Raw genomic sequence first — 24,921 nt, forward strand, 5'->3', positions numbered from 1 at the left:
CGGCTCAGTGCTTGGCTGCGGGGACCGGTTCGGCCGGCTCCGCACCTTCAACCGGCTTGTCCTTCGGCGCCGACAGGCTGCCGCCCTTCTCGATCTCGGCACGCACCACGCTGTCGATGCGGCGGATGATCGAGGCGGACATTTCCCGGCGCAGTTCATTGGCCAGGATTTCACGTTCGGTGGTGGTACCGGTGGCGTCGGTCGGCGGTGACACGTAGTCGCGCGACAGCTCGATCACCTGCTGTGGCACCAGCTCGCTGCCGTCTTCGCGACGGAAGATGAAGATCACCGCGTAGCGCAGGCTGTATTCCTGCGCACGGCCCTGCGAGTCGATGGCGATCGGCAGGTCGCCCCAGCGTTCGGACAGCACCTGCAGCTGGGTACTGGGTTCCTTGCTGTCCTCATCGGCCAGCCTGGCGCCGGACGCCAGCAGGCTGCGGTTGAGCAGCTTGACCAGTTCGCTGTACGGCGCAGTGGAAACCACCTTCACCGGTGCCGTGTCGGTCGGCAGCATCAGCTTGTTGCGCAGATGGAAACCGCAGCCGGCAAGGCCGAGGACAAGAACGAGAGCAAGCAGGATTCGGGTCATGGAGACAGTCTGGCGGAGCCGGGCGATCACGGCAACACACAGCGTGCCCGAAGCCGCGTGAATGCAGGGCCATCATACGCCTGGCCCTGCACCGGAATGGCACCGGCCACCATACGGGTGGCCGGTGCGGGGTACATCAGGCGGCGACGATGTTCACGATCTTGCCGGGCACGATGATGATCTTGCGCACCGTCAGGCCTTCCATGAACTTGGCCGCGTTGGGCTCGGCCAGGGCGAGTGCCTCGACCTGCTCGCGCGCGGCGTCGGCCGCCACGTCGATGGTGCCACGCAGCTTGCCGTTGACCTGCACGGCCAGGGTCAGCGCGTCGCGCACCAGCGCACCGGCATCAGCCTGCGGGAACGGCTGGTCTTCCAGCAGGGTCTCGCCGTGGCCCAGCACCTGCCACAGGGCATGGCTGGCATGCGGGGTGATCGGGTTGAGCAGCAGCACGACGGCCTGCAGCGCTTCCTGGCGCACCGCACGCCCCTGCGCACTGCCGTCCTCGAACTTGGCCAGCGCGTTCATCAGTTCCATCACCGCGGCAATGGCGGTGTTGAAGCTGTGGCGGCGGCCATAGTCGTCACCGACCTTGCCGATGGTCTCGTGGGTCTTGCGGCGCAGTGCCTTCTGGTTGGCATCCAGTGCTGCAACATCCAGTGCCGGAGCGGCACCGTCGGCAGCATGCTTCTGCACCTGGGCCCACAGGCGGCGCAGGAAGCGGGCCATGCCATCCACGCCGGCTTCGTTCCACTCCAGCGACTGTTCCGGCGGCGCGGCGAACATCGAGAACAGGCGCACGGTGTCGGCGCCGTACTTGTCGACCATCGCCTGCGGGTCCACGCCGTTGTTCTTCGACTTGGACATCTTCTCGGTGCCACCAACCACCACCGGCTGGCCGTCGGCGATCAGGGTGGCGCCGGTGATGCGGCCGCGCTCGTCACGCTGCACTTCCACATCGGCCGGGTTGATCCAGTCCTTCGAGCCGTCCGGGTTCGGGCGGTAGTAGGTCTCGGCAATCACCATGCCCTGGCACAGCAGGTTGCGCGCCGGTTCGTTGCTGTCCACCATCCGCGCGTCGCGCAGCAGCTTGTGGTAGAAGCGGAAATACATCAGGTGCAGGATCGCGTGCTCGATGCCACCGATGTACTGGTCGACCGGCAGCCAGTAGTTGCCGCGCTTGTCGACCGCGTCACGGGCACCCGGCGAGGTGTAGCGGGCGTAGTACCAGCTCGACTCCATGAAGGTGTCGAAGGTATCGGTCTCGCGCTCGGCTGCGCCGCCGCAGTCCGGGCAGGTGGTCTTGCGCCATTCCGGGTCGGTCTTGATCGGCGAGCCGGTACCGGCGAACGCCACGTCTTCCGGCAGCACCACCGGCAACTGCTCTTCCGGCACCGGCACCGCGCCGCACTTGGCGCAGTAGATCACCGGAATCGGGCAGCCCCAGTAACGCTGGCGGCTCACGCCCCAGTCGCGCAGGCGGTAGTTGACGCGACGCTGGCCCTGGGCCTTGCGCTCGAATCGTTCGGCCAGGGCTTCGAAGGCGCCCTGGAAGTCCAGGCCGTCGAACTCGGCCGAATTCACCAGTTCAAAGGCACGGCTCTTGTCGCTGTACCAGTCCTGCCAGCGGCTGCCATCCCAGGTGCGCTCTTCTTCGGTGCGCGCATCCTTCAGCGCGATCACCTGTTTGATCGGCAGGCCGTACTTGTTGGCCACTTCGTTGTCGCGCTGGTCATGGCCCGGCACGGCCATCACCGCACCGGTGCCGTAGCCCATCAGCACGAAGTTGGCGACCCACACCGGTACCGGCTCGCCGGTGACCGGATGCAGCGCACGCAGGCCGGTGTCCATGCCGCGCTTTTCCTGGGTTTCCAGCTCGGCCTCGGACACACCGCCCTGCTTCAGGTCGGCCAGCATCGCGGCCAGTTCCGGGTTGTTCTTCGCCGCATGCAGCGCCAGCGGATGTTCGGCGGCGATCGACACGAAGGTCACGCCCATCACCGTGTCCGGGCGGGTGGTGAACACGCGCAGCGGATCCAGCATGCCGCCGTCTACATCACGCACGTCGAACTGGATTTCCAGGCCCTCGGAACGGCCGATCCAGTTGCGCTGCATGGTCTTGACCGATTCCGGCCAGCCGTCCAGCTCGTCCAGGCCGTCCAGCAGTTCCTGGGCGTAATCGGTGATGCGCAGGAACCACTGCGGGATCTCGCGCTTCTCGACCAGGGCGCCGGAGCGCCAGCCGCGGCCATCGATGACCTGCTCGTTGGCCAGCACGGTCTGGTCGACCGGATCCCAGTTCACCACCGCGTTGCGGCGGTAGGCCAGGCCCTTGCGCATCAGGCGGGTGAACATGCGCTGCTCGTGGACGTAATAGTCCGGGCGGCAGGTGGCGAACTCGCGCGACCAGTCGATGGCATAGCCCAGCGACTTCAGCTGGCTGCGCATGTGGTCGATGTTCTTGTAGGTCCACGCCGCCGGCGCGGTCTTGTTCTTGATCGCGGCGTTTTCCGCCGGCAAGCCGAACGCGTCCCAGCCCATCGGCTGCAGCACGTTATGACCCGTCATGCGCTTGTAGCGGCTGATCACGTCGCCAATCGTGTAATTGCGCACATGGCCCATGTGCAGCGCACCGGACGGGTACGGAAGCATCGACAGGCAGTAGTACTTCGGCTTGTCCGAAGTCTCGTCGACTTCGAAGGCACGGGTGGCGTCCCAGTACTGCTGGGCGGCGGATTCAACCTGCTGCGGGTCGTAGGCGTTGGTTTCAGCGCTGGTCATGGAACACGCGGTTGCGGCGGCAAAGCGGTACAGCGTACCGCAGTGCGGCAAACGTCTCCAATCCTGCCTGCCGGATGCCGGCGCCGCGGGCGTCCGGCGGCGGTCTCAGCGCGGTCGCGACAGTGGCAGCGCCAAGGCCAGCCAGACCGCCCAGCAGGCGAACGCAAGCCGTTGTGCCAGCGGCGCCGGCAGCACGCCCTGCAGGGCAAACGCCGCCAGCGCGGCCAGCACGCCACAGGCGAGCGCCACGGCGCCCAGCGCGCGCCCATGCGCCTGGCGCACCTGCGACGTGCCCAGCAACAAGGTCCCGGCGACAAAACCCAGCACCCAGATCATCCAGGCGCTGGCATGCAGCTGGCTGGCCGGCCCGTGCAGGTCGTCCACATCCAGCGGCAGCAACCCCATCGCGGCGAACGCCAACCCGGCCAGCAGCAGCATCTGGCTGCCCACCCGCGGCGCCCAGCCGGCGGTTGCCGGCAGCCTGCGGCGCAGGCACTCGGCCACAACCACCGCAAGCAGCCCCGGCAGCACGAAGCCCAGCAGATTGAAGGCCAGCGCATGCGGCACCCCCTGTGCCCCCAGCAGCGCTACCGGGTGGCGGGCCTGCGCGTAGCCGTCCAGGCCGGCACCGAAACCGAGCACCGCCAGCACGAACAGCAGCGCGGCGACCAGGCCGGACAGGCCGGACAGGCGCAGCAACGGGGACAGGGACGACATGCAGGCTCCGGAAAGAACGGCGACAGGAAGCCTGCATTGTCAGGCATTTACTACAACCCGGGTTGAGACCGGCATCGATCGTCACCATAGAATCGGTCTCCAGACGCCAAACGATGCTTCCCCCATGACCGAGACGACCTACGTATTCGACGCCACCACTGCGACCTTCGAGGCCGAAGTCCTGCAGAAGTCGCTGCAGACGCCGGTGCTGGTCGACTTCTGGGCCACCTGGTGCGGGCCGTGCAAGACCCTGGGGCCGATGCTGGAAAAGCTGGCTGCCGAGTACAACGGCGCCTTCGAACTGGCCAAGGTCGACGTCGACAAGGAACAGCAGATCGCCGCCGCCTTCCAGATCCGCTCGGTGCCGACCGTGTTCCTGGTCAAGGGCGGCCAGCTGGTGGACGGCTTCCCGGGGGCCATCCCGGAAGGCCAACTACGTGAGTTCCTGGCCCAGCACGGCATCGTGCCGGCCGACATCGGCGACGCCGTCGCCGAAGATGAAGCCCCGCTGGACCCGCAGGCGCAGGTAGACGTACTGCGCGCGCAGATCGCCGCCGAGCCGGACAAGGACGAGCTGAAACTCGACCTGGCGCTGGCCCTGCTGCAGATCGGTGGCGTCGATGAAGCCAGCCTGCTGATTGACGGCCTGCCCGCCAACCTGTCCACCGACGACCGGGCTGTGCGTGCACGCGCCCGGCTGGCCTTCGCCTCGGCCCTGAAGGACGCCCCGGCCGCTGAAGTGCTGGACGCCCGCATCGCCACCGATGGCAAGGACCTCAAGGCACGCCACCTGCGCGGCGTACAGCTGCTGCTCGGTGGCCACGACGAAGCCGCGCTGGCCCAGTTCCTGGAAATGCTGCGGATCGACCGCACGTTCGAGGACGGACTGCCGCGCAAGGCCCTGATCGACGCCTTCAATGTGATCTCCGACGAGGACCTGGTCGGCCAGTACCGCCGCCGGATGGCCTCCCTGCTGTTCTGAACGGAAACCCACTTCGTTCAGAATCCCTGCACTGAACGCGGGCAATAATGCGCGGGATGGCGGCCGTACGGCCGCCACGATCCGTTCGGGGGGATGAGGTCGGGGCCATGGGGTCTTGCAGCTGCGCCCCCGCATTGCCGGGATTGCAAACTGTGACCTTCGTCCGCTCGCTGTCGTTCGCCATGCGCTTCCAGGGCGCGCTGCTCTGCGCTCTTCTCTTCCTGCCGGCCATCGCCGCCGCCCAGGACTGGAACTACCGGGTCCGTCCCGGCGATACCCTGTGGGATCTGGGAGGCCTGTACCTCAAGCCCTCGGTGCGCTGGCAGCAGCTGCAACAGCACAACCGCATCGACAACCCCTACCAGCTGCCGCCGGGCCAGCTGCTGCGCTTCCCGATCAGCTGGCTGCGCATCGAACCGGCACCTGCCCGGGTGCTGTCGGTGCGCGGCAAGGTGGAACTGTCCGGCGCCGATGGCAGCGCCACGCGCGCGATACTCGCCGGGGAACAACTTCGCATCGGTGACACCGTGCAGACCGAAGGCGACTCCAGCGTCACGCTTGAATTCGCCGACGCCTCGCGCCTGCAGCTGCGCGAGTATTCCCGGCTGCGCCTGGACCAGCTCAGCCGCTACGGCCACACCGGCATGGTCGATACCCGCCTGCGCCTGCAGCAGGGCCGCGCGAGCAACCGGGTGACACCTGCCCGTGGCCCGGCCTCGCGCTACATCATCGATGCACCTACGGCGACCAGCAGCGTGCGCGGTACCGTATTCCGGGTCAGCGCCGGTGACACCGGCCACGTAGCTGCCACCGAGGTACTGCAGGGCAAGGTGCAGGTCGGCAACACCCACGGCAAACGCCTGGTCCAGCCTGGACAGGCCAGCCGCAGCATCAGCGCCGATGCCGCACCGGACGCTGTCTCCGCCCTTCTTCCCGCGCCGCAGCTGCGCAGCGACGATGTGCGCCTGGCGCCCCTGCCGACCCTGCTCGCCTGGGACCCCGTCGACGGCGCCGCGCGCTACCGTGTGGAAGTGGTGCAGGCAGCGACGCCGGAAATCCTGCTGTTTGCCGCCACCACTGCCGACACCCGGCTGGCGATCGGTGACCTGCCCCCCGGCCAGTTGCGCATCCTGTTGCGCGCCGTGGATGCGCAGGGCGTGGAAGGCCTCGACGCCAGCGCCGATTTCGAACTCAGCGACCAGCCCCCGCCGCCGCTCACCGTGACCCCCCTGCATGGGCAGACCGTCAACAGCGACCGCCCGCGCTTCCGTTGGAGCCAGGCGCCGGGCGCGCGCAGCAGCGTGCTGCAGATCGCCGCCGAGCCGAGCTTCGTGCAGCCGCTGCAGGAACAGAGCACCCAAGGCACCGACCTGCGCCTGGCGCAGCCGCTGCCGCCCGGCGAGTACTTCTGGCGGGTGGCGTCGCGCGATGGCAACGGCCACCAGGGACGTTACGGCCAGGCCCTGCCCCTGCAACTGAGCAATGAACCGGTCGACCCTGCCCTGCAGCCGCCTGAAGCCGCGCATGGCGAGCTGACCCTGCGCTGGCAGGCCGGCAGCGAAGGCCAGCAGTACCGGGTGCAGGTGGACCGTCGTGGCGACTTCAGGACGCCCCTGGTCGACCAGACCGTGAGCGAGCCGCAGGTCAGCTTCAAGCGGCCGTGGAGCGGCACCCTGCATGTGCGTGTGCAGTACATCGACGACGACGGTCATGCGGGCGAGTACTCACCGGCCCAGCAGATCCAGCTGCCCTGCCGCCTGTGCTACGGCGCCGGTGGTGGCGCCCTGCTGCTGTTGCTGTTGTTATGAGGCGCTCGCCGCTGCCGTGGTCGAAGCGGATCCTGCTGGCACTGCTGGCCGGCGTACTGACGGTGATCGCCAGCCAGGGCCAGTGGCTGTGGCGGCAGGACGAAGCCGCCTATGACGCCATGGTCGGCAACTGGGACTACCGCCCCGACCCCAGCGTGCTGATCGTGGCCATCGACGAGGGCAGCCTGCAGCGCATCGGCCAATGGCCCTGGCCCCGCTCGATCCATGCCCGCCTGCTGGACCGGCTGACCGACGCCGGTGCCGAGCGCGTCGCACTGGACCTGATGCTGTCCGAACCTGATCGACGCGACAGCCGCCAGGACGATGAACTGGCCGCAGCGATCCGCCGCAATGGCCGGGTGGTGCTGCCGGTACTCGCGGCGCCGGCCGCCGGCGACCGCATGGCCGAGGAAATGCTGCCGATTCCGCAGATCGCGGCCAGTGCCGCGGCGATCGGCCATACCGACGTGGAAGTGGATGGCGATGGCGTCGCGCGCGGTGTGTATCTGCATGCGGGCATCGGCCAGGCTCACTGGCCGGCACTGGGCCTGGCGCTGGCCGCCCTGCCGCCGGGCGCGGTGCACGGCCTGCCCGACCCTGATCCGCAGATCGGTTCGCCCTACCAATGGCGGCGCAACGACTACGTGCGCGTGCGCTATGCCGGGCCGCCCGAGCGCCTGCCACAGGTGTCCTATGCCGACGTGCTGGATGGTCACGTGGACATGGCGATGCTGCATGGTCGCCGCATCGTGGTAGGCATGACCGCCAGCGGCATCGCACCGCGGCTGCTGACCCCGACCACCCGCGAGTTCTGGATGAGCGGCAGTGAGTACCAGGCCAACATCGCGTCGATGCTGCTGCAGCACAAGCAGATCGATCTGCTGCCCCGCCTCTGGCAGCACGCCATCAGCGGCGTGCTGGTGGCGCTGTGCGTGATCCTGCTCGGCCTGCGCCTGCCATGGCTTGCTGCGCTGTGCTCGCTGCCGCTTCCACCGCTGCTGAGCTGGTTGCTGTTGCGCGCCGGTGACCTGTGGTGGGCACCGGCCAGCGCAATGCTGGGCATCCTGCTGGTGCTGCTGGCCTGGGCGATCTGGCGAGTCTCGGCCTGGCACCGCCTGGCCAATCGCGATGCGCTGACCGGTCTCGGCAATCGCCTGCGTTTCGAGCAGTCGCTGCAACAGGAATGCGATGCCGCGCGACGCAGTGGCAAATCCCTGAGCCTCGCGCTGATCGACGTTGACCATTTCAAGCGCCACAACGACCGCCACGGGCATCAGGTCGGTGACCGCGTGCTGCGCGATGTCGCGCGCCTGATCGGTGCACATGCGCGACGTCCACGCGACATGGCCGCGCGCTACGGTGGCGATGAGTTCGCACTGGTGCTGCCGGATACCCCGGCCGAAGGCGCACGCCAGGTCATCGAGGACCTGATCGCCTGCGTGCGTGCACTGCCGGCGCCCGGTGACGGCGGCGAAGCAGGCGTCACCCTCACCATCGGCGTGTTCACCCGCGTACCCGACGGCACGCTGCAACCGCACCATTTCGTCGAAGGCGCCGACACCGCGTTGTACCAGGCCAAGGCCAACGGCCGCGACGGGTATGTGATCGACGGCGAGGCATGACCCTCGCCGCCCTGGGTGCAACATACGCATGCGAATGGTTAGACTGGGCGCCTCGCCCTGCGCTCCCGGATCCGCATGAACGCCCGCCTGTTCCGCTTCGGTATCAATCTCTGGCCGCCGTTCCTGTTCACCGGCATCCACGTCACCCGCATCACGCCGGACTACCGGCAGATCGATGTCGAACTGCGCCTGCGACCATGGAACCGCAACTACGTCGGTACCCACTTCGGTGGCAGCCTGTTCGCGATGACCGATCCGTTCTGGATGCTCGGCCTGCTGCACATCCTCGGCCGCGACTACTACGTGTGGGACCGCGCCGGCGCCATCGACTTCCTCAAGCCGGGCCGTGGCATCGTGCGGACGTCGTTCCGCATCGACGACGCGCTGCTGGACGAACTGCGCGCCGAAGCGGCCAGTGGCGAGAAGGTGCTGCGCTGGTTCAGCAACGACGTGATCGATGAGAGTGGCGAGGTGGTCGCCCAGGTGCGCAAGCAGGTCTACCTGCGGTTGAAGCCACACGCACGCTGATCATCGCTTGGGCGCTATCCTCTGGCCTCTGCCATGGAGGCCCCGATGCGCCCGTACACCCTTGCTGCACTGCTGAGCACCCTGCCGTGCGCGGCCCATGCGCTGGACCTGCCGCCGGTGCAGTACCCGACGCTGCCGGCACAGGCTGCCACTGCCGCCGGCTTCGTGCCCAACGGCTGGACGCTTGAATCCAGCATCGAAGGCGATCTCGACCAGGATGGCCGCGCTGATCTGGTCCTGGTACTGCGCCAGCAGGACCCGCGCAACGTCATCGAACACGACGGCTTCGGCCCGTCCCCGCATGACAGCAACCCGCGCATTCTCGCCGTGGCGTGGTCACGGCCAACCGGCTATGTGCTGGCGGTGCAGGACCATCAGCTGATTCCGCGCCCGGAGAACCCGGTGATGAGCGATCCGCTTGAAGAAGGGGGTGTCAGCATCCAGCGTGGCACGTTGAAGGTCGCGCTGTTTTCATTCGCCAGCGCCGGAAGCTGGTCGATGGGTACCACCGCCTTCACTTTCCGCTGGCAGGACGGCGCGTTCGCGCTGATCGGCTACGACCAGGATTCGGTGATGCGCAATTCCGGAAAGACCGAATCGCTGAGCGTGAACTTCTCCACGCGCAAGGTAAGGCGCGTCGAAGGCAGCATCGACAACGACAAGGACAGCGTGCGCTGGCAGCCACTGCGCGGCACCCGTCGCTGGACGCTGCAGACGGTCGGCGATGGCTGGGCATTCGATCCGCAGGCCGGCACCGACTGAGCCACGGCTCAGTCGCGGGCAGCGGCGGTTGCGCCGGCGCCGGCCACCAACGGTACGGACAACCACGGGCTCTCAGCGTTGCCACGCGGCGGCGAACGACGCGGCACCTGCAGATGGTGGCCATCGGCGGACAGCTGCGGCGACCGCACCGGCGAGCGGAACTGCGCCGGCAGCCGCTGCAGGGCGTGCACCGGATCATCCGTCTGCTGCCGCAGCCAACGCTGCGCCCCCAGCAGCCGCACCATCGCCGCAGCATCCTGTGGCCGTGACGAATAGGCAGGATAGATCGGCGCGGCGATATCGGTCAGCACGCAGCCCATGACGTTCGACAGGCAACCGAAGTCATGCTGCGGTGGCGCCGGCACTGGCAACGGGCGATCCACTTCCAGTGCCGCTGTGGCTGCCGCGCCACAGGCCCAGCCGAGATTGCCGGCCGCGCGGGCCCGGGTGCTGCTGCGATCCAGCACCAGCACGCCGCCGAACTCCCGCGCCGATGTCTCGATCGCCGCCCGGCTCATCGCGTACTCGCCCTGCATTGCCCGGCACAGGCTTTGCTCTTCGGCCCGCAGCGGCTGCAGCGCCTGTTCGCATTCCCTTGGCAACGGATGGTCGGCAGGCAGTTCAACCAGCATGTCGGCCAGCAGCTGGGCATTGGCCTGCACCAGGCTGGCACCGATGATGCTCTCGACCAGATAACTGCTGCCGGGCACCAGCCGCCGGCCCAGCTGCAGGCCACGGCAAGCACCTCGCAGAGCACCGTCGATATCGCCCTGCACGTACGCCAGCGCACGTGCGCTGGTGGCGTCCATCACCACGCCATAGGCCGGCAACGGGACCAGAATGCCCTCGCCCTTCGGCGGGAACGGCGACATGAAGTAGTCCGCTTCGGCCAGCTGATCCAGCCGCGCATGCAACTGCTGGTGGCCGGCGTGGGCCTCCACGAAGCGTTGCGGGTCCGCGCGGACCTGGACGAGACAGCCGCTGGCGGCCGGCCCGCAACTGGCACCGGGCCGCGAGTGCAGCTCGGCATGGTTGGCCACCAGGTGTGTCCGGCCGCCGCCTCCACCGTGTGGGTCGGCCTCCCAGCGCCGTACATCCTCGGCCAGCGCCTGCTCGCGCTGCTGGGCATCCAGGTCGTCGAATGGCAGCGTCCACAACAAGGCATAACCGTTGTGCCCGGTCGCCGGCAGGCGTGCTTCCAGTCGTTGCTGCGCCTGCAGCCGCGATTCGGGTACCGGCCACATGCGCGAGGCGCACCACACCACGATGGCCAGCACCAGCAGGCCTGCCAGGGTCCAGCCCAGTCCGCGCAGAATCTTCAACACAGCTTCCCTTCCATGTGCCGTTGCCGCAGTCGATTTCCCAGCGTAATCGACCTGCAGTGACCGCTACAATGCGCGCATGTCGCTCGAAGCCCCCGCCCTGGTCCCCCGCCCCTCCCTGCAGCGCCTGTTCCTGACCGGCCTGCTCACCCTGCTGCCGATCTGGCTGACCTGGGTCGTGGTCAAGTTCGTGTTCGTGCTGCTGTCGGGTATTTCCAGCCCGCTGGTGGTGCCGCTGTCCGAACAGATCGCAACCAGCTTCCCGCACTATCTGGGCTGGGTCCGCGCCGAGTGGATCCAGGACACCATCGCCCTGCTGGCCACCCTGCTGGTGATCCTGGCGGTGGGCGTGGCCAGTCGCCGCGTGCTTGGCCAGCGCCTGCTGCGCTGGGTCGGCGCGGTCATCAAGCGCATCCCCCTGGCCAGCATCATCTACGACAGTGCCAAGAAGCTGCTGGACATGCTGCAGACCGAGCCGGGCAGCACCCAGCGCGTGGTGCTGATCGACTTCCCGCACCGCGACATGAAATCGGTCGGCCTGGTCACCCGCGTGATCAAGGAACACGGCACCGACCGTGAGCTGGCCGCGGTGTACGTGCCCACCACGCCGAACCCGACCTCGGGCTACCTGGAAATCGTGCCGGTGGAACTGCTGACCCCGACCGACTGGACCGTCGACCAGGCCATGAGCTTCATCATTTCCGGCGGAGCCGTGGCGCCGTCCAGCGTGCCGTTCACCCGCGCCGGCGAACGCACCGGCGAACGCACCGAATGACCCCGGCGCCGATCGAGCGCCCGCTGCAGGACCGCGCGGTCCTGTTGTTCATCGTGCTGGCCGCGTTCTTCTGCGGCAATGCGGTGCTGGCCGAGCTGATCGGGGTGAAGATCTTCGCGCTGGAAGACACCCTCGGCATCGCTCCACTGAACTGGAACCTGTTCGGCCAGACCGGCTCGCTCAGCTTCACCGCCGGCACCCTGCTTTGGCCGGTGGTGTTCATCATGACCGACACCATCAACGAGTTTTTCGGCAAGCGCGGCGTGCGCTTCATCTCGTGGCTGGCGGTGGTGCTGATCGGCTACGGCTTCCTGTTCGCCTTCGCCGCCATTTCACTGGCGCCGGCCAGCTGGTGGGTCACGTCGATGGATGGCCACGGCGTGCCCGATTACCAGGCCGCGTTCGCAGCCGTGTTCGGCCAGGGCATGTGGACCATCGCCGGTTCGCTGGTGGCCTTCCTGCTCGGCCAGCTGATCGACGTGGCAGTGTTCCACCGCATCCGCCAGGCCACCGGCGAGCGCCACGTGTGGCTGCGTGCGACCGGATCCACCGCGATCTCGCAGGTGGTGGACAGCTTCGTGGTGATCTGGATCGCCTTCGTGCTCGGCCCGCAGCACTGGCCGACCTCGCTGTTCCTGGCCGTCAGCAGCGTCAACTACATCTACAAGATGGGTTTTGCGATTGCCTTGATTCCGCTGCTGTACCTGATGCGGCGTGCGATCACCCGCTATCTGGGCGCAGACAGGGCGGCCGCGCTGCGGGCCGCCGCCGCGGCTGACTGAAGCCCCAGCGACGGCAAGCTGACTGCGCCTTCACGCTGGCCGTACGCGGCCGGATCGTGCAAGCTCCACGGTCTGTGTTCCACGGAAGCTTCTTGATGCCGTATTCCCCCCGCGTCCTGGCCGCTGCCATTGCCGCGTTGTTCCTGTTCAGTGCCGTGCCGCCGGCCGAAGCAGCGAAGAAGAAGGCCAGCCGCCCTGCCGCTGCGCAGACCCGCCAGGCCGCCAAGCCCAAGGCCAGGCCCGCCCGTGCCACCGCACCGGCCCGTGGCAGCTCGGCGCGCCGGGCCGCGCCGCGTCCGGTCGCACCAGCCCGCGCCGTGCCCAAGCAGGTACAGCTGGAGCGCCTGTACGACGAGTACTGGGATGCCTCGATGCGGTTGAATCCGCTGCAGGCAACCTTCCAGGGCGAGGCCCGCTACAACGACCAGCTGCCCAACATCCTGTCCGCCGCATGGCGCCAGCAATCGCACGACTTCACCACCGAGTGGCTGGGCAAGGTCGAGAAACTCGGCAGCGACGGCCTGCAGGGCCAAGACCTGCTCAGCTACGAGATCTTCGTGCGCGACGCGCGCGCATCGCTGGCCGCCGAACGCTATCCGAGCTGGATGATGCCGATCAGCCAGTACTACAACGTCGGCAGCATCATGGCGATCCTCGGCGCGGGCGCCGGCGCACAGCCGTTCAACACCGTGCAGGACTACGACACCTGGTCGCGTCGCTCGCTGGGCATTCCCGAGCTGTTCGACCAGGCCATCGACAACATGCGCCAGGGCATGAAGGCCGGCGTGGTGCAGCCGCGCGACCTGATGGAGAAGGTGCTGCCGCAGCTGGATGCGGTGATCAAGCCAACCGCTGAAGAGAGCATCTTCTGGTCGCCGATCCGCACCATGCCCAACACCATCGCGGCCGAGGACAAGGCGCGCATCAGCGCCGAGTACAAGCGCATGATCGAGCTGCGCATCATGCCAGCCTATCGAGCCCTGCGCGGTTTCATCGCCACCGAATACCTGCCGGCCACGCGCGCCAGCAGCGGCCTGGGCGCACTGCCCGATGGCCAGGCCTGGTACGCCAACCTGATCGTGCAGACCACTGCCAGCGACCAGACCGCGGCGCAGCTGCACGCACTGGGCGAACAGCGCGTGCAGGAGCTGCAGGCGCAGATCGCCACCGTGATGAAGGATGCCAGGCTGCGTGGCACGCCGTCCAAGCTGTTGCGCAGCATGCGCAACGATCGCCAGTTCCAGTACGGTGACGCCAACGCATTGATCAACCGCTACCGCCAGGTGCAGCAGCAGGTCAACGCACGCCTGCCGCAGGTGCTCGATACCCTGCCCAAGTCCACGCTGGACGTGCGCGCAGTGGAACCGGAGCGTGCGCTGACCGCTGCAGCAGCGGCCTACCAGCCGTCTGCGGCCGGGCAACCGGGCGTGCTGTACGTGAACACCCGCGACCTGCCCAGCCGCAAGCGCTGGAACGTGCCGGTGCAGTACCTGCATGAAGCAATCCCCGGCCACCATGTGCAGCTGGGCCTGCAGCAGGAGCTGGCCAAGCTGCCGCGTTTCCGCCGCCTCGGTGGCGACCTCGCCTTCGTCGAAGGTTGGGGCCTGTATGCCGAAACGCTGGGTGAGAACCTCGGCATCTACACCGATCCATACGACCGCATCGGTTACCTGTATTCGCGCCTGCTGCGTGCTGCCCGCGTGGTGGCCGACACCGGCGTGAACGCCCAGGGCTGGAGCAAGCAGCAGGCCGTGGCCTACCTGCAGAAGACCGTGGACATGAGCAGTGACGACGCCAACGCCGAAGTCGAGCGGATCATGGCCCAGCCCGGCCAGGCGCTGTCCAACGTGGCCGGCCTGACCACCATTGTCGCCCTGCGCGACAAGGCCAAGGCACGCCAGGGCGCCGCCTTCGACCTGCGCCGCTTCCACGCCGAACTGCTGAAGGACGGCTCGATGCCGCTGGACGTGCTGGACCGCAAGATGGAACGCTGGATGGCGCAGCCCGCCAGCACCACACCTGCCCCTTCACCCTGACCCTTCCGGAGCCGCCATGCGCCCTGCCGTCGCCCTGCTCGCCGTCGTGCTGGGCCTGCTGCCAGTGGCGGGCGGCGCCGCACCGGTGCTGACTCCACCGGATGCGGGCATCGACGGCCTGATGGAGGCCTACGACGGTCAGGTACCCGGCGCTGCGGTACTGGTACTGCACGACGGGCAACCGGTGTTCCGCCGCGGCTACGGCCTGGCGGTAGTGGAAGACGGTACCGCGGTCACCGCGGCAAGCAACTTCCGGCTGGCCTCGGTCAGCAAGCAGTTCACCGCTGCGGCAGTGCTGCTGCTGGTGGAAGACGGCCGGCTCGGGCTGGAGCAGCCCGCCCGCCAGTGGCTGCCCGAGCTGCCGCCGGCAGCGGCGGCCATCACCCTGCGCCAGCTCCTGTCGCATACCAGCGGCCTGCTCGACTACGAAGACCTGATGAATCCGGCTGACACTCGGCAGGTGCACGACGCCGACGTGCTGACCCTCCTGTCGCACGAGGACCGCCTGAATTTCGCACCCGGCACGCAGTACCGCTACAGCAACAGCGGCTACGCGCTGTTGGCACTGATCGTCGGCCGTGCTTCCGGCCAGGATTTCGCCACGTTCCTGCAGCAGCGCATCTTCCGCCCACTGGGCATGGCGCATACCGTGGCCCACCAGGACGGCGTGGACACGGTCGCCGCACGCGCCTATGGCTACAGCCGGATCGATGGCCGCTGGCAGCGCACCGACCAGAGCACCACCAGCGCCGTGCTCGGCGATGGCGGCATCTATTCCTCGCTGGACGACCTGGCCGGGTGGGATGCGGCGCTGTACGACGACCGCCTGTTGTCGAAGGCCTCGCGCCGGGCGATGTTCAGCCCGGCCACATCGACGCCCGAACCGGATGTACCGCACTACGGCTTCGGCTGGCGCCTGAATGGCGCGGTGCAATGGCACAGCGGCGAGAGCATCGGCTTCCGCAACGTGATCGTGCGCCACCCGGAAAAGCACCTGACCGTGATCGTGTTGACCAACCGCAACGATCCCGAACCCTATCCGCTGGCGCAGAAGATCGCCCAGCGCTGGCTGGACACCCTGCAATGACCCCCGGTTCCGACGCCCTGCTGGGCATCCACCACGCTGCGCTGATCTGCAGCGACTACGCGCGTTCGAAGGACTTCTACGTGCGTATCCTCGGCCTGCGCGTGCTGGCCGAGAACCACCGTGCGGCGCGCGACTCCTGGAAGCTCGATCTGGCCCTGCCCGACGGCGGCCAGCTGGAGCTGTTCTCCTTCCCCTCGCCACCGCCCCGTCCCAGCCGCCCCGAAGCCCAGGGCCTGCGCCACCTCGCGTTCCGGGTGGCTGCACTGGAACCCTTCATCCAGCGCCTGGCCGCGCATGGCGTCGCCTGCGAACCGATCCGCGTGGACGAATACACCGGCCGCCGCTTCACCTTCTTCGCCGATCCGGATGGCCTGCCGCTGGAGCTGTACGAAGTCGGTTGAGCGTTTTTCAATCGTGATTCATCCATGCATGGCATGGATCTACGTGTCGACCAAGGTCGAGACCCACCAAGAGCAGGCCGTGCCATTCCGGCAGATCGCAGGACTCTGTCGAAGGCGGGGTGGGTCCGGTTGCGGGGGCGTGAGCCGCATGGATGCGGCGACCGAGCTTACAGGGACGTACTTGCAGCGCCCCCCGCAACCGGACCCACCCCGCCATCCACGGAATGGCCGCTTTTGCCGTTGCCGTTGCTGTTGCCTCTGCGGGTGCAGGGCGCAGCCCTGCAAAGCCCCCCTTCCCCATACCCCGCCGAATGGGTATACAGTCGACCCGTACCGGCACCGTGCCGGAATGAACCCTGGGAGGGGACCATGCGCAAGACCTTCAAGACCCTGCTGCTGGCACTGCCGCTGTGCCTGGCCGCGCTCTCGGCGCAGGCCGCCGATGGCGCCGCCGGCCGCTGGAAGACCATCGACGACAAGACCGGCAAGGTGAAGTCGATCGTCGAGATCACCCAGGCCGCCAACGGCACCCTGACCGGCAAGGTGGTCGACATCCTGCACTCGGACAAGGGCCCGAACCCGGTCTGCGACGGCTGTGAAGGCGCCAACAGGAACAAGCCCGTGAAGGGCATGACCATCCTCTGGAACCTCAAGGCCGACGGCGCCAACAAGTGGTCCGGCGGCACCATCCTCGATCCGGCCAATGGCAAGACCTACAAGTCGAAGATGGAACTGCAGCCCGGCGGCACCAGGCTTGACGTGTCCGGCTGCATCGCCTTCATCTGCCGCGCGCAGACCTGGCAGCGCGAGTAAGCGCCCCGCCCCTCCGCTTCACCCCCGTGACCCGGCCCCGGCCGGGTCACCTCGTTGCGGGCATGCGATACTCTGCGGTTCCCCTCGGCTTCACCCCGCGACCATGACCCGTACCGCGCTCGTCACCACCGCCCTGCCCTACGCCAACGGCCCGCTGCACCTGGGCCACCTGGTCGGCTACATCCAGGCCGACATCTGGGTGCGTGCACGGCGAATGAGCGGCGGCAAGGCCTGGTTCGTCTGCGCCGACGACACCCACGGCACGCCGATCATGCTGGCCGCGGAGAAGGCCGGGGTCACCCCGGAAACTTTCATCGCCAACATCCAGGCCAGCCACGAACGTGACTTCGCCGCCTTCGGCGTGGCCTTCGACCACTACGACTCGACCAATTCGGCGGCCAACAAGGCGCTGACCGAGCAGTTCTACCTGAAGCTGGAAGCGGCCGGTCACATCAGCCGCCGTTCGGTGGCGCAGTTCTACGACCCGGCCAAAGGCATGTTCCTGCCCGACCGCTACGTCAAGGGCATCTGCCCGAACTGCGGCAGCCCCGACCAGTACGGCGACAACTGCGAAGTCTGTGGCGCGACCTATGCGCCGACCGACCTGAAGGAACCGCGTTCGGTGATCTCCGGTGCCACGCCGGAAATGCGCGATTCGGAGCACTTCTTCTTCGAGGTGGGCCACTTCGACGCGTTCCTGCGCGAATGGCTGACCGGCGACGTCGCCCTGCCGGGCGTGAAGGCCAAGCTCGGTGAGTGGCTCAATGCCGAAGGTGGCCTGCGCGCGTGGGACATCTCGCGCGATGCACCGTACTTCGGTTTCCAGATTCCCGGCCAGCCGGGCAAGTACTTCTACGTCTGGCTGGACGCGCCGATCGGCTACCTGTCCAGCTTCCAGACCCTGTGCGGCAAGCTCGGCGAAGACTTCGAAGCGCACCTGCGTGCCGGTACCAGCACCGAGCTGCACCACTTCATCGGCAAGGACATCGTCAACTTCCACGGCCTGTTCTGGCCGGCGGTGCTGCACGGTACCGGCCACCGCGCGCCGACCCGCCTGCACGTCAACGGCTACCTGACCGTGGACGGCGCCAAGATGAGCAAGTCGCGCGGCACCTTCGTCATGGCGCGCACCTTCCTCGACGCGGGGCTGGAACCGGAAGCACTGCGTTACTACTACGCAGCCAAGTCCGGCGGTGGCGTCGATGATCTCGACCTGAACCTGGGTGACTTCATCGCCCGCGTCAACGCCGACCTGGTCGGCAAGTTCGTCAACCTGGCCAGCCGCTGCGCCGGCTTCATCAGCAAGCGCTTCGACGGCCAGCTGGCCGCGCAGCTGCCCGATGCCGCGCAGTACCAGCGCTTCGTCGATGGCCTGGCGCCGATCCGTGAAGCCTACGAGCGCAACGACCCGGCCGCGGCGATCCGACTGACCATGACCCTGGCCGACGAAGCCAACCGCTACATCGACGACGTCAAGCCGTGGGTCATCGCCAAGCAGGAAGGCGCCGACGCGCAGCTGCAGGCGGTGTGCAGCCAGGGCCTGAACCTGTTCCGCGTGCTGGTCACCGCCCTGAAGCCGGTGTTGCCGGCCACCGCCGCGCAGGCCGAGGCCTTCCTGGCCGCGCCGGTCAACGACTGGACCGAACTGGCGCAGCCGCTGCTGGGCCACCGCATCACCGACTACACCCCGCTGTTCACCCGTATCGACCCGAAGAAGATTGACGCCATGATCGACGCCTCCAAGGACACCCTGCAGCCGGCCGCTGCCGCCGCCCCCGCCGCCAAGACCGAAGCGGTCAAGCCGGCCGCCTCGGCCCCGGCCAAGGACGACGCAAAGAGCGCCGACGCCCCGGCCTACATCGGCATCGACGATTTCGCCAAGCTCGACCTGCGCATCGGCAAGGTGCTGGTCTGCGAGTTCGTGGAAGGTTCGGACAAGCTGCTGCGCTTCGAACTGGACGCCGGCGAGCTGGGCAAGCGCCAGATCTTCTCCGGCATCCGCGGCAGCTACGGCGAGCCGGAAACGCTGGTTGGCCGCAGCGTGGTGTTCATCGCCAACCTGGCCCCGCGCAAGATGCGCTTCGGCCTGAGCGAAGGCATGATCCTGTCGGCCGGTTTCGACGGCGGCGCACTGGCGCTGCTGGACGCTGACAGCGGCGCACAGCCGGGCATGCCGGTCCGCTGATGCCCGCAGCGGGCGTGGTTGCGGCCACGCCCGCCGGCAGCACCGGCCACCGGAGGCAACGCGATGGGAGGCAACGGAATGGAACTGGCGCTGTTCGACTTCGACCACACCGTGACCACCTGCGATACCTATGGCCGTTTCCTGCGCCGCGTGGCCACCGCCGAACAGCTGGCACAGGCGTGGTGGAAGATTGGTCCCTGGCTGGCCGCGTACAAGCTGAAACTGATCTCGGCCGAGCGCATCCGCGCGCGCGTCACCCGTTTGACCTTCAGCGACCGCCACAGCGATGACATCGCCACGCTGGCCGCCGGCTTCTCGCGTGAGTTCCTGCCCGACGTGGTGCGCCCGGAAATGCTGGAGCAGATCCGCTGGCACAAGGAACAGCAGCACACCGTGGTGATCGTGTCCGGCTCGCTGGACCTGTACCTGCGGCCATGGTGCGAACAGCTGGGCCTGCAGTTGATCTGCAACCGGCTGGAAAGCCAGGACGGCCGCCTCACAGGCCGTTATGCCGGTGGCGACTGTGGCCCGCGCAAGGTCGAGCACATCCGTCGCCAGTTCGACCTGTCGCGCTACGTGCGCATCCATGCCTACGGTGACAGTTCCGAAGACAAGCCGATGCTGGCGCTGGCCCACGAGCGCTGGTTCCGTGGCAAACCCCTGAAATGACCCCAACGCGCAGCCTTCGCCACGCATGAGCCTGATCCCGCCCCTGACCGAACGCCTCGACCGCCTGCTGCCGCAGACCCAATGCGGGCAATGCGGCTACGACGGCTGCCGCCCGTACGCGCAGGCCATGGCTCGCGGCGAAGCAGGCGTGGACCACTGCCCGCCGGGCGGAGATACCGGTGCGCGCGCACTGGCGCAGGTGCTCGGAGTACCTGCCATTCCCTTCGATCGATCGCGCGGCGAGCACAAGGCGCCGCAGGTGGCGTTGATCGTGGAAGCCGACTGCATCGGCTGCACCAAATGCATCCAGGCCTGCCCGGTGGACGCCATCGTCGGCGGCGCCAAGTACATGCACACGGTAATCGCCGATCTATGCACCGGCTGCGAGCTGTGCATCCCGCCATGCCCGGTGGACTGCATCGAGCTGGTGCCGCTGTAACGGGGTCAGATCCGCTTTCCTGAGCGAAAAGGATCTGACCCCATTCAATCGTTACGGTACTGCCGCCGTCACCACGATCTCGACCTTCCAGTCAGCGTGGGCCAGCTTGGCCTCGAACGTTGCGCGGGCCGGGGTCGCGCCCTCGACCACCCACTCGTCCCATGCCTTGTTCATGCCATCGAAATCGGCGATGTCGGCGAGGAAGACTTCCGCACGCAGCACGTGCTGGCGATCACTGGCGACCAGCGCCAGCAGCTTGTCGATCTCCGCCAGCACCTGCCGGGTCTGGCCGGTGATGTCCTGGCTGGTGTCTTCCGGAATCTGGCCGGAGAGGTAGGCGACCTTGTTGTATACGGTCATTTCGGACATGCGCGGTCCGACGTCGTAACGCTCCATCATGGGCGTGGCTCCTGCGGTTGATCAGGCCTGCATTGTCCTCCAAACCGGTCGACGGTGGGTGCACGGGTACCCTCCGCGACACGTCACTACCGGGCTCCGACGGTCCCACTGGTCAAATGACGATGACAGGCGCACGATGCGCCACGCCCGCGTTGACACCGCCCTCGCCCCTCCTGCCGCACCCTTGCGCCGATGACCGCCCCCGTCGATTCCACCACTGCCCCTTCCACGCCAACCTGGAAGCGGGTTGCCACCATCGTCATCCCGCTGCTGATCCTCGCCCTGGCCCTGCACGGCCTGGCCAATGAGTTCGACGAGCACGGCTATCGTGCGATCCGCCAGGCGTTCCGGCAGCTCAGCGGCACGCAGATCGCGCTCACCGTGGTACTCGGCCTGGCCAGTTACGCCTGCCTGATCGGCTTCGATGCCATCGGCCTGCGTCGCAGCGGCATCCGCGTGCACCCCGCGCGCGTCGGCATCACCGCGTTCCTTGCGCACACGCTGGGCCAGACCGTGGGCTTTGCCGCGTTGACCGGTGGCGCGGTGCGCCTGCGCGGCTACCGCAGCGCCGGCCTGGACCTGGCGCAGATTGGCCAGGTGGTGCTGATGAGCACGCTCGGTTTCGTATTCGGTGCATGGCTGTTGATCAGCGTGGCCCTGTGCATGGAACCCGCCGCGGCAGCGTTGGCATTGCCCTTGAATCCCGATGCCGTGCGCATCGTCGGCATCGTTGCCCTGCTCGCCTATCTCGGCACCGTGCTGCTGGTCGGCCGCGATGGACGGCAGTTCAGTGTGCTCGGTCACGCCTTGTGGCTGCCCGATCGCCGCACCATGATCGGTGTCACCGTACTCAGCGTCATCGAGCTGGTGCTGGCCAGTGCCGCGTTCTATGTGCTGCTGCCAGACTCCACGCCGACCGGCCTGCCGGGCTTCGTCGGCCTCTACCTGGTGGCAGTGCTGGCCGGCCTGGTCTCCACCGTGCCCGCAGGCCTGGGTGTGTTCGAGTGGAGCCTGCTGAAGCTGTTGCCGCAGGTGGCACCGGCAGCGGTGCTGGCGGCAGCGCTGATCTACCGCGTCACCTACTACGTGCTGCCGCTGGTGCTGGCCACCCTGCTCGCCCTTGCGCCCGCCCTGCGTCAGCCGCTGCAGGCCAGCGCCGGGGCAACCCGTGCCGGCTGGAACGCGCTGCGCCCATGGCTGCCGCAGATCATCGCACTGGCGGTATTCAGCATCGGCGCCGCGCTGGTCATCGACGGCACGCTGCCGACGCCACGCCGTCACCTGGTGAACGCCTCGCTGCCGATCCTGGAAACCTCGCACCTGATCGGCAGCCTCAGCGGCGTCGCCCTGCTGCTGATCGGCCAGGGCCTGGCCCGACGCAGCCACGCCGCGTGGATGCTGGCAATGGCGGTGTGCGTGATCACCCCGTTGCCGCTGTGGCTGCGCGGTGGCCAACTGTTGATCGCCGTCTCGGCAGTGCTGGTGGCGATGGCGCTGTGGGCCGCACGTCGCGAGTTCTACCGCCAGGGTGCGCTGCTGGACGAAGCCTGGTCGTGGCCGTGGCTGCGCAATCTCGGCCTGGTGCTGGTCGCGGTCACCTGGCTGCTGTTCTTCACCTACAGCCATGTCGAGTACCAGAACGAGCTGTGGTGGCAGTTCGCGGTGTCGGGCAACGCACCGCGCGCGCTGCGTGCATTGCTGGTGGTAGCCATCGCGCTGGTGATGTTCGGCCTGGCGCGGCTGCTGCACAGCACCCGCAGCCCGCTGCCGGCCGCCGACGAAGCCACGCTGCAATCACTGGCGCCGGTATTGGCCGGCGCCACCGATACCCAGGCCTGCCTGGTACTGACCGCCGACAAGGCGGTGCTGCGCGATGATGCGAAACAGGGCTTCGTGATGATGCAGCGCTATGGCGGTTCGCTGATCGCGATGGGCGACCCGGTCGGCCCGCCTGACGTGGCGCGCGCGCTGATCTGGCGCTTCCGCGAGGAAGCCGACCGGCTGGGCCTGCGCCCGGTGTTCTACCAGGTGGGCGAGACCTACTGGCAGACCTACCTCGACCTGGGCCTGGGCCTGGTCAAGCTGGGCGAGGAAGCGATGGTGCCGCTGCATGATTTCGGGCTGGAAGGTCGCGAACGTGCCGATCTGCGCCAGGCCTGGAACCGGGGCAGGCGCAGCGGCCTGTCCTTCCGCGTGGCACCGGTGGAGGAAATTCCCAGCCTGCTGCCGCGCCTGCACGCAATTTCCAATGCATGGCTGGAAGACAAGGCCGGCGATGAGAAGGGCTTCTCGCTGGGCAGCTACGACCCCGATTACCTGGTGCGCTTCCCGGTAGCGCTGGTCGAGGCCGAAGGCCAGATCGTGGCGTTCGCCAACCTGTGGCAGGCACCGGCCGGCGCCGAGCTGTCGGTCGACCTGATGCGCCACGTCAACGAAGCACCGAAGGGCACGATGGACTTCCTCTTCATCGAACTGTTCCTGTGGGGCCGCGCGCAGGGTTATGCGCGTTTCTCGCTGGGCATGGCGCCGTTGTCCGGTCTGGCCCAGCATCGGCTGGCCGGTCGCTGGAACCGCCTGGCCGGCCTGCTGGCGCGGCATGGCGAACGCTTCTATGGCTTCAGTGGCCTGCGCCGCTTCAAGTCGAAGTTCGATCCGCAGTGGCGGCCACGCTATCTCGCGGCGCCCGGCGGCATGCATCTGCCGGCCGCGCTGCTGGATGCCACGCGCCTGATCTCGCTGGATCCGCGGCGGAACTGAAGCCGCGATGCGTCGGGCATGGCTCGACGCTACCCACTGCACGGTAGGTGCCGACCTTGGTCGACACGGCGGCGACAGTGGTCGGGCATGGCTTGACGCTACGCCCCGCCCTTGAGGATCACTTCGGCCAAGCGATCGTAGTCCCCCCCGAAATGGTGATCGCCCGGCAGCTTCACCTTCCTCACGCCGTCATTGGCCGGCAGGTCCGGGCACAGTGCGTCCTCATCCTTGTCGCCGTACACGCACAACGTTTTTTCCGCCGGCAGCCTGGCCACTTCCGGCGCGATCGGCAGGCCGTCGCCGCCACCGCCCAGCCAGTTGCTGACATGGAATTCGAAGTCGGCCTTCCTGCCCACCGACAGAAGCACGATGCGCTCCAGCGCCTCGCGGGTACCGGCGTCGAGCTGGTTGATCGTGGCCGGCAGCACGTCGGCGCCCTGCGAGAAACCGATCAGCATCACCTTGTCGCGGTGCCACTGCTGGCGGTAGTGGTCGATGATCTTCTGCAGGTCGCCCGCAAAGCCCTTCGGTGTGCGCTCGCTCCAGAAGTAACGCAGCGAATCGATGCCGACCACCGCCACGCCATGCTCGTTGAGTGACGACGCCACGTTCTTGTCCAGGCCAGCCCAGCCACCGTCGCCGGAGACGAACACCGCCAGCGTATCGCCGTTGCCGGTCGCCGGCATTTCCACCACCGGCAGGCCCTTCAGTGCAGCAGGCGGGGGGGCCAGGCTGACGCCGGCCTGCGCGCCGATCACCCGTGCCGCAGCCACCAGGCCCGGTGACGCATCACCGCGCGCAGTGCGCTTGAACTCGCGCGCCATGGCGACCTGCTGCACGAACTGGTTGGCCTGGCCCACCTTGCAGCCGTGATCACCTGCCGCGCTCAACCACGGAAAATTCAGTTCGGCAGGCTGCAGCCTGTTGTGCTTCACACCATCGCCGCAGACCATGCGCTGGTGGTTGTGGTCCGGGCAGAAGCCGGTGGTGAGTACACCGGCGAACACCTGGGTATCGGCCTGCGCCGCGAGCGAATAGGCCATCTCGGCACCTTCGCCATCACCGCCGACCAGCGGCAGGTGGTAGCCGGGCAGATGCAGCGAGGCCTGCAGCCAGCGTGAGAAATTCTCGACGTCACCGGAACCGAACGAACAGGTCGGGTCCCCCTCGCGCTTGAGCACACCGCGCAGGTGCGCAATGTCCACTGCCGCGACCAGCGCGCCATCGGCACGCAGGGCCTCGATCGGCAGGCGGCTGGTGTCACCGCCGGCCGTGGGTTCGTGGAACCAGATCACCACCCGTTGCGGCGTGCCGGCCGGCATGTGCACCGGAATCTGCTCGAACCGCCCATGGCTGAACTGCTGCGGGGTCACGGCCGCCGTCGCCGGCAGCGCGGCCAGCGCCAGTACCACACCCATTGCCCTGCCCAGCCCTGCACGCTTCATATCGCATCCCCGATGGAATGCGCA

General features: G+C 67.7%; 21 protein-coding genes. 15 read left to right on the top strand and 6 right to left on the bottom strand.

The window, feature by feature from the left end; translation table 11 throughout:
* Nucleotides 1-4: 4 nt before the first annotated feature.
* From AC5P6E_RS18435 to AC5P6E_RS18445, 3 genes are all read right to left on the bottom strand, one after another.
* A complete protein-coding gene (locus tag AC5P6E_RS18435) occupies nucleotides 5-589 on the bottom strand; it encodes an LPS-assembly lipoprotein LptE (protein ID WP_010482940.1) in 585 nt (194 codons plus the stop codon).
* A gap of 136 nt (nucleotides 590-725) precedes the next feature.
* Entirely contained in the window at nucleotides 726-3,368 is a 2,643-nt protein-coding gene (gene leuS, locus AC5P6E_RS18440; RefSeq protein WP_329835866.1) for a leucine--tRNA ligase, read from the bottom strand.
* A gap of 105 nt (nucleotides 3,369-3,473) precedes the next feature.
* A complete protein-coding gene (locus tag AC5P6E_RS18445; protein WP_010482937.1) occupies nucleotides 3,474-4,085 on the bottom strand; it encodes a DUF998 domain-containing protein in 612 nt (203 codons plus the stop codon).
* Nucleotides 4,086-4,209: 124 nt separating this feature from the next.
* On the opposite strand from AC5P6E_RS18445, the gene trxA reads away from it, so the two are divergent.
* The 5 genes from trxA to AC5P6E_RS18470 all read left to right on the top strand — a co-directional run bounded on the left by trxA (nucleotide 4,210) and on the right by AC5P6E_RS18470 (nucleotide 9,787).
* Nucleotides 4,210-5,067, top strand: a complete 858-nt coding sequence (gene trxA, locus AC5P6E_RS18450) for a thioredoxin (protein ID WP_019336992.1) — start codon at nucleotides 4,210-4,212, stop codon at nucleotides 5,065-5,067.
* Nucleotides 5,068-5,174: 107 nt separating this feature from the next.
* Complete coding sequence (locus tag AC5P6E_RS18455) at nucleotides 5,175-6,875, top strand: FecR family protein (protein ID WP_019336993.1); 1,701 nt, start codon at nucleotides 5,175-5,177, stop codon at nucleotides 6,873-6,875.
* Complete coding sequence (locus AC5P6E_RS18460; RefSeq protein WP_010482931.1) at nucleotides 6,872-8,497, top strand: CHASE2 domain-containing protein; 1,626 nt, start codon at nucleotides 6,872-6,874, stop codon at nucleotides 8,495-8,497. Before AC5P6E_RS18455 ends, AC5P6E_RS18460 begins: the two co-directional genes overlap by 4 nt.
* A gap of 75 nt (nucleotides 8,498-8,572) precedes the next feature.
* Nucleotides 8,573-9,025, top strand: a complete 453-nt coding sequence (locus tag AC5P6E_RS18465; protein WP_010482929.1) for a DUF4442 domain-containing protein — start codon at nucleotides 8,573-8,575, stop codon at nucleotides 9,023-9,025.
* Between the two features lie 45 nt (nucleotides 9,026-9,070).
* A complete protein-coding gene (locus AC5P6E_RS18470; RefSeq protein ID WP_010482927.1) occupies nucleotides 9,071-9,787 on the top strand; it encodes a hypothetical protein in 717 nt (238 codons plus the stop codon).
* 8 nt (nucleotides 9,788-9,795) lie between these two features.
* Here the strand turns inward: AC5P6E_RS18470 and AC5P6E_RS18475 are convergent, their stop codons facing one another.
* Entirely contained in the window at nucleotides 9,796-11,112 is a 1,317-nt protein-coding gene (locus AC5P6E_RS18475; RefSeq protein WP_010482925.1) for a hypothetical protein, read from the bottom strand.
* Nucleotides 11,113-11,188: 76 nt separating this feature from the next.
* On the opposite strand from AC5P6E_RS18475, the gene AC5P6E_RS18480 reads away from it, so the two are divergent.
* The 9 genes from AC5P6E_RS18480 to rnfB all read left to right on the top strand — a co-directional run bounded on the left by AC5P6E_RS18480 (nucleotide 11,189) and on the right by rnfB (nucleotide 20,296).
* On the top strand, nucleotides 11,189-11,884 hold the full coding sequence (locus tag AC5P6E_RS18480; protein ID WP_005414135.1) for a DUF502 domain-containing protein: 696 nt from the start codon (nucleotides 11,189-11,191) through the stop codon (nucleotides 11,882-11,884).
* Complete coding sequence (locus tag AC5P6E_RS18485) at nucleotides 11,881-12,666, top strand: queuosine precursor transporter (protein ID WP_010482923.1); 786 nt, start codon at nucleotides 11,881-11,883, stop codon at nucleotides 12,664-12,666. The genes AC5P6E_RS18480 and AC5P6E_RS18485 overlap by 4 nt, the downstream gene beginning before the upstream one ends.
* A 95-nt stretch (nucleotides 12,667-12,761) precedes the next feature.
* Nucleotides 12,762-14,702, top strand: coding sequence for a DUF885 family protein (locus AC5P6E_RS18490; protein ID WP_019336994.1), 1,941 nt, complete (start codon nucleotides 12,762-12,764; stop codon nucleotides 14,700-14,702).
* Between the two features lie 16 nt (nucleotides 14,703-14,718).
* Nucleotides 14,719-15,789 (top strand): serine hydrolase domain-containing protein, encoded by a 1,071-nt coding sequence (locus tag AC5P6E_RS18495; RefSeq protein ID WP_495231187.1) that lies wholly within the window; start codon nucleotides 14,719-14,721, stop codon nucleotides 15,787-15,789.
* Nucleotides 15,786-16,190, top strand: coding sequence for an SMU1112c/YaeR family gloxylase I-like metalloprotein (gloA2, locus tag AC5P6E_RS18500; RefSeq protein ID WP_010482918.1), 405 nt, complete (start codon nucleotides 15,786-15,788; stop codon nucleotides 16,188-16,190). Before AC5P6E_RS18495 ends, gloA2 begins: the two co-directional genes overlap by 4 nt.
* A gap of 369 nt (nucleotides 16,191-16,559) precedes the next feature.
* A complete protein-coding gene (locus AC5P6E_RS18505; protein WP_005410552.1) occupies nucleotides 16,560-17,003 on the top strand; it encodes a DUF2147 domain-containing protein in 444 nt (147 codons plus the stop codon).
* 103 nt (nucleotides 17,004-17,106) lie between these two features.
* The gene (gene metG, locus AC5P6E_RS18510; protein WP_495231189.1) at nucleotides 17,107-19,188 is read left to right on the top strand and encodes a methionine--tRNA ligase; all 2,082 of its coding nucleotides are present in this window, start codon (nucleotides 17,107-17,109) and stop codon (nucleotides 19,186-19,188) included.
* 78 nt (nucleotides 19,189-19,266) lie between these two features.
* Nucleotides 19,267-19,857 (top strand): HAD family hydrolase, encoded by a 591-nt coding sequence (locus tag AC5P6E_RS18515; RefSeq protein ID WP_010482899.1) that lies wholly within the window; start codon nucleotides 19,267-19,269, stop codon nucleotides 19,855-19,857.
* Nucleotides 19,858-19,882: 25 nt separating this feature from the next.
* Nucleotides 19,883-20,296, top strand: a complete 414-nt coding sequence (rnfB, locus tag AC5P6E_RS18520) for an Rnf electron transport complex subunit RnfB (protein WP_053091869.1) — start codon at nucleotides 19,883-19,885, stop codon at nucleotides 20,294-20,296.
* 51 nt (nucleotides 20,297-20,347) lie between these two features.
* On the opposite strand, the gene AC5P6E_RS18525 is transcribed toward rnfB, so the two are convergent.
* The gene (locus tag AC5P6E_RS18525; protein ID WP_054172275.1) at nucleotides 20,348-20,695 is read right to left on the bottom strand and encodes a RidA family protein; all 348 of its coding nucleotides are present in this window, start codon (nucleotides 20,693-20,695) and stop codon (nucleotides 20,348-20,350) included.
* A gap of 192 nt (nucleotides 20,696-20,887) precedes the next feature.
* On the opposite strand from AC5P6E_RS18525, the gene mprF reads away from it, so the two are divergent.
* Nucleotides 20,888-23,452 carry a bifunctional lysylphosphatidylglycerol flippase/synthetase MprF gene (mprF, locus tag AC5P6E_RS18530; RefSeq protein ID WP_312719045.1) on the top strand — a complete coding sequence of 855 codons (2,565 nt, stop codon included), beginning with the start codon at nucleotides 20,888-20,890 and terminating at the stop codon, nucleotides 23,450-23,452.
* A gap of 98 nt (nucleotides 23,453-23,550) precedes the next feature.
* Here the strand turns inward: mprF and AC5P6E_RS18535 are convergent, their stop codons facing one another.
* Entirely contained in the window at nucleotides 23,551-24,897 is a 1,347-nt protein-coding gene (locus AC5P6E_RS18535) for a virulence factor family protein (protein ID WP_053092032.1), read from the bottom strand.
* Nucleotides 24,898-24,921: the final 24 nt, after the last annotated feature.

This window comes from Stenotrophomonas sp. YJH_SMC_16 (genome assembly GCF_059367875.1).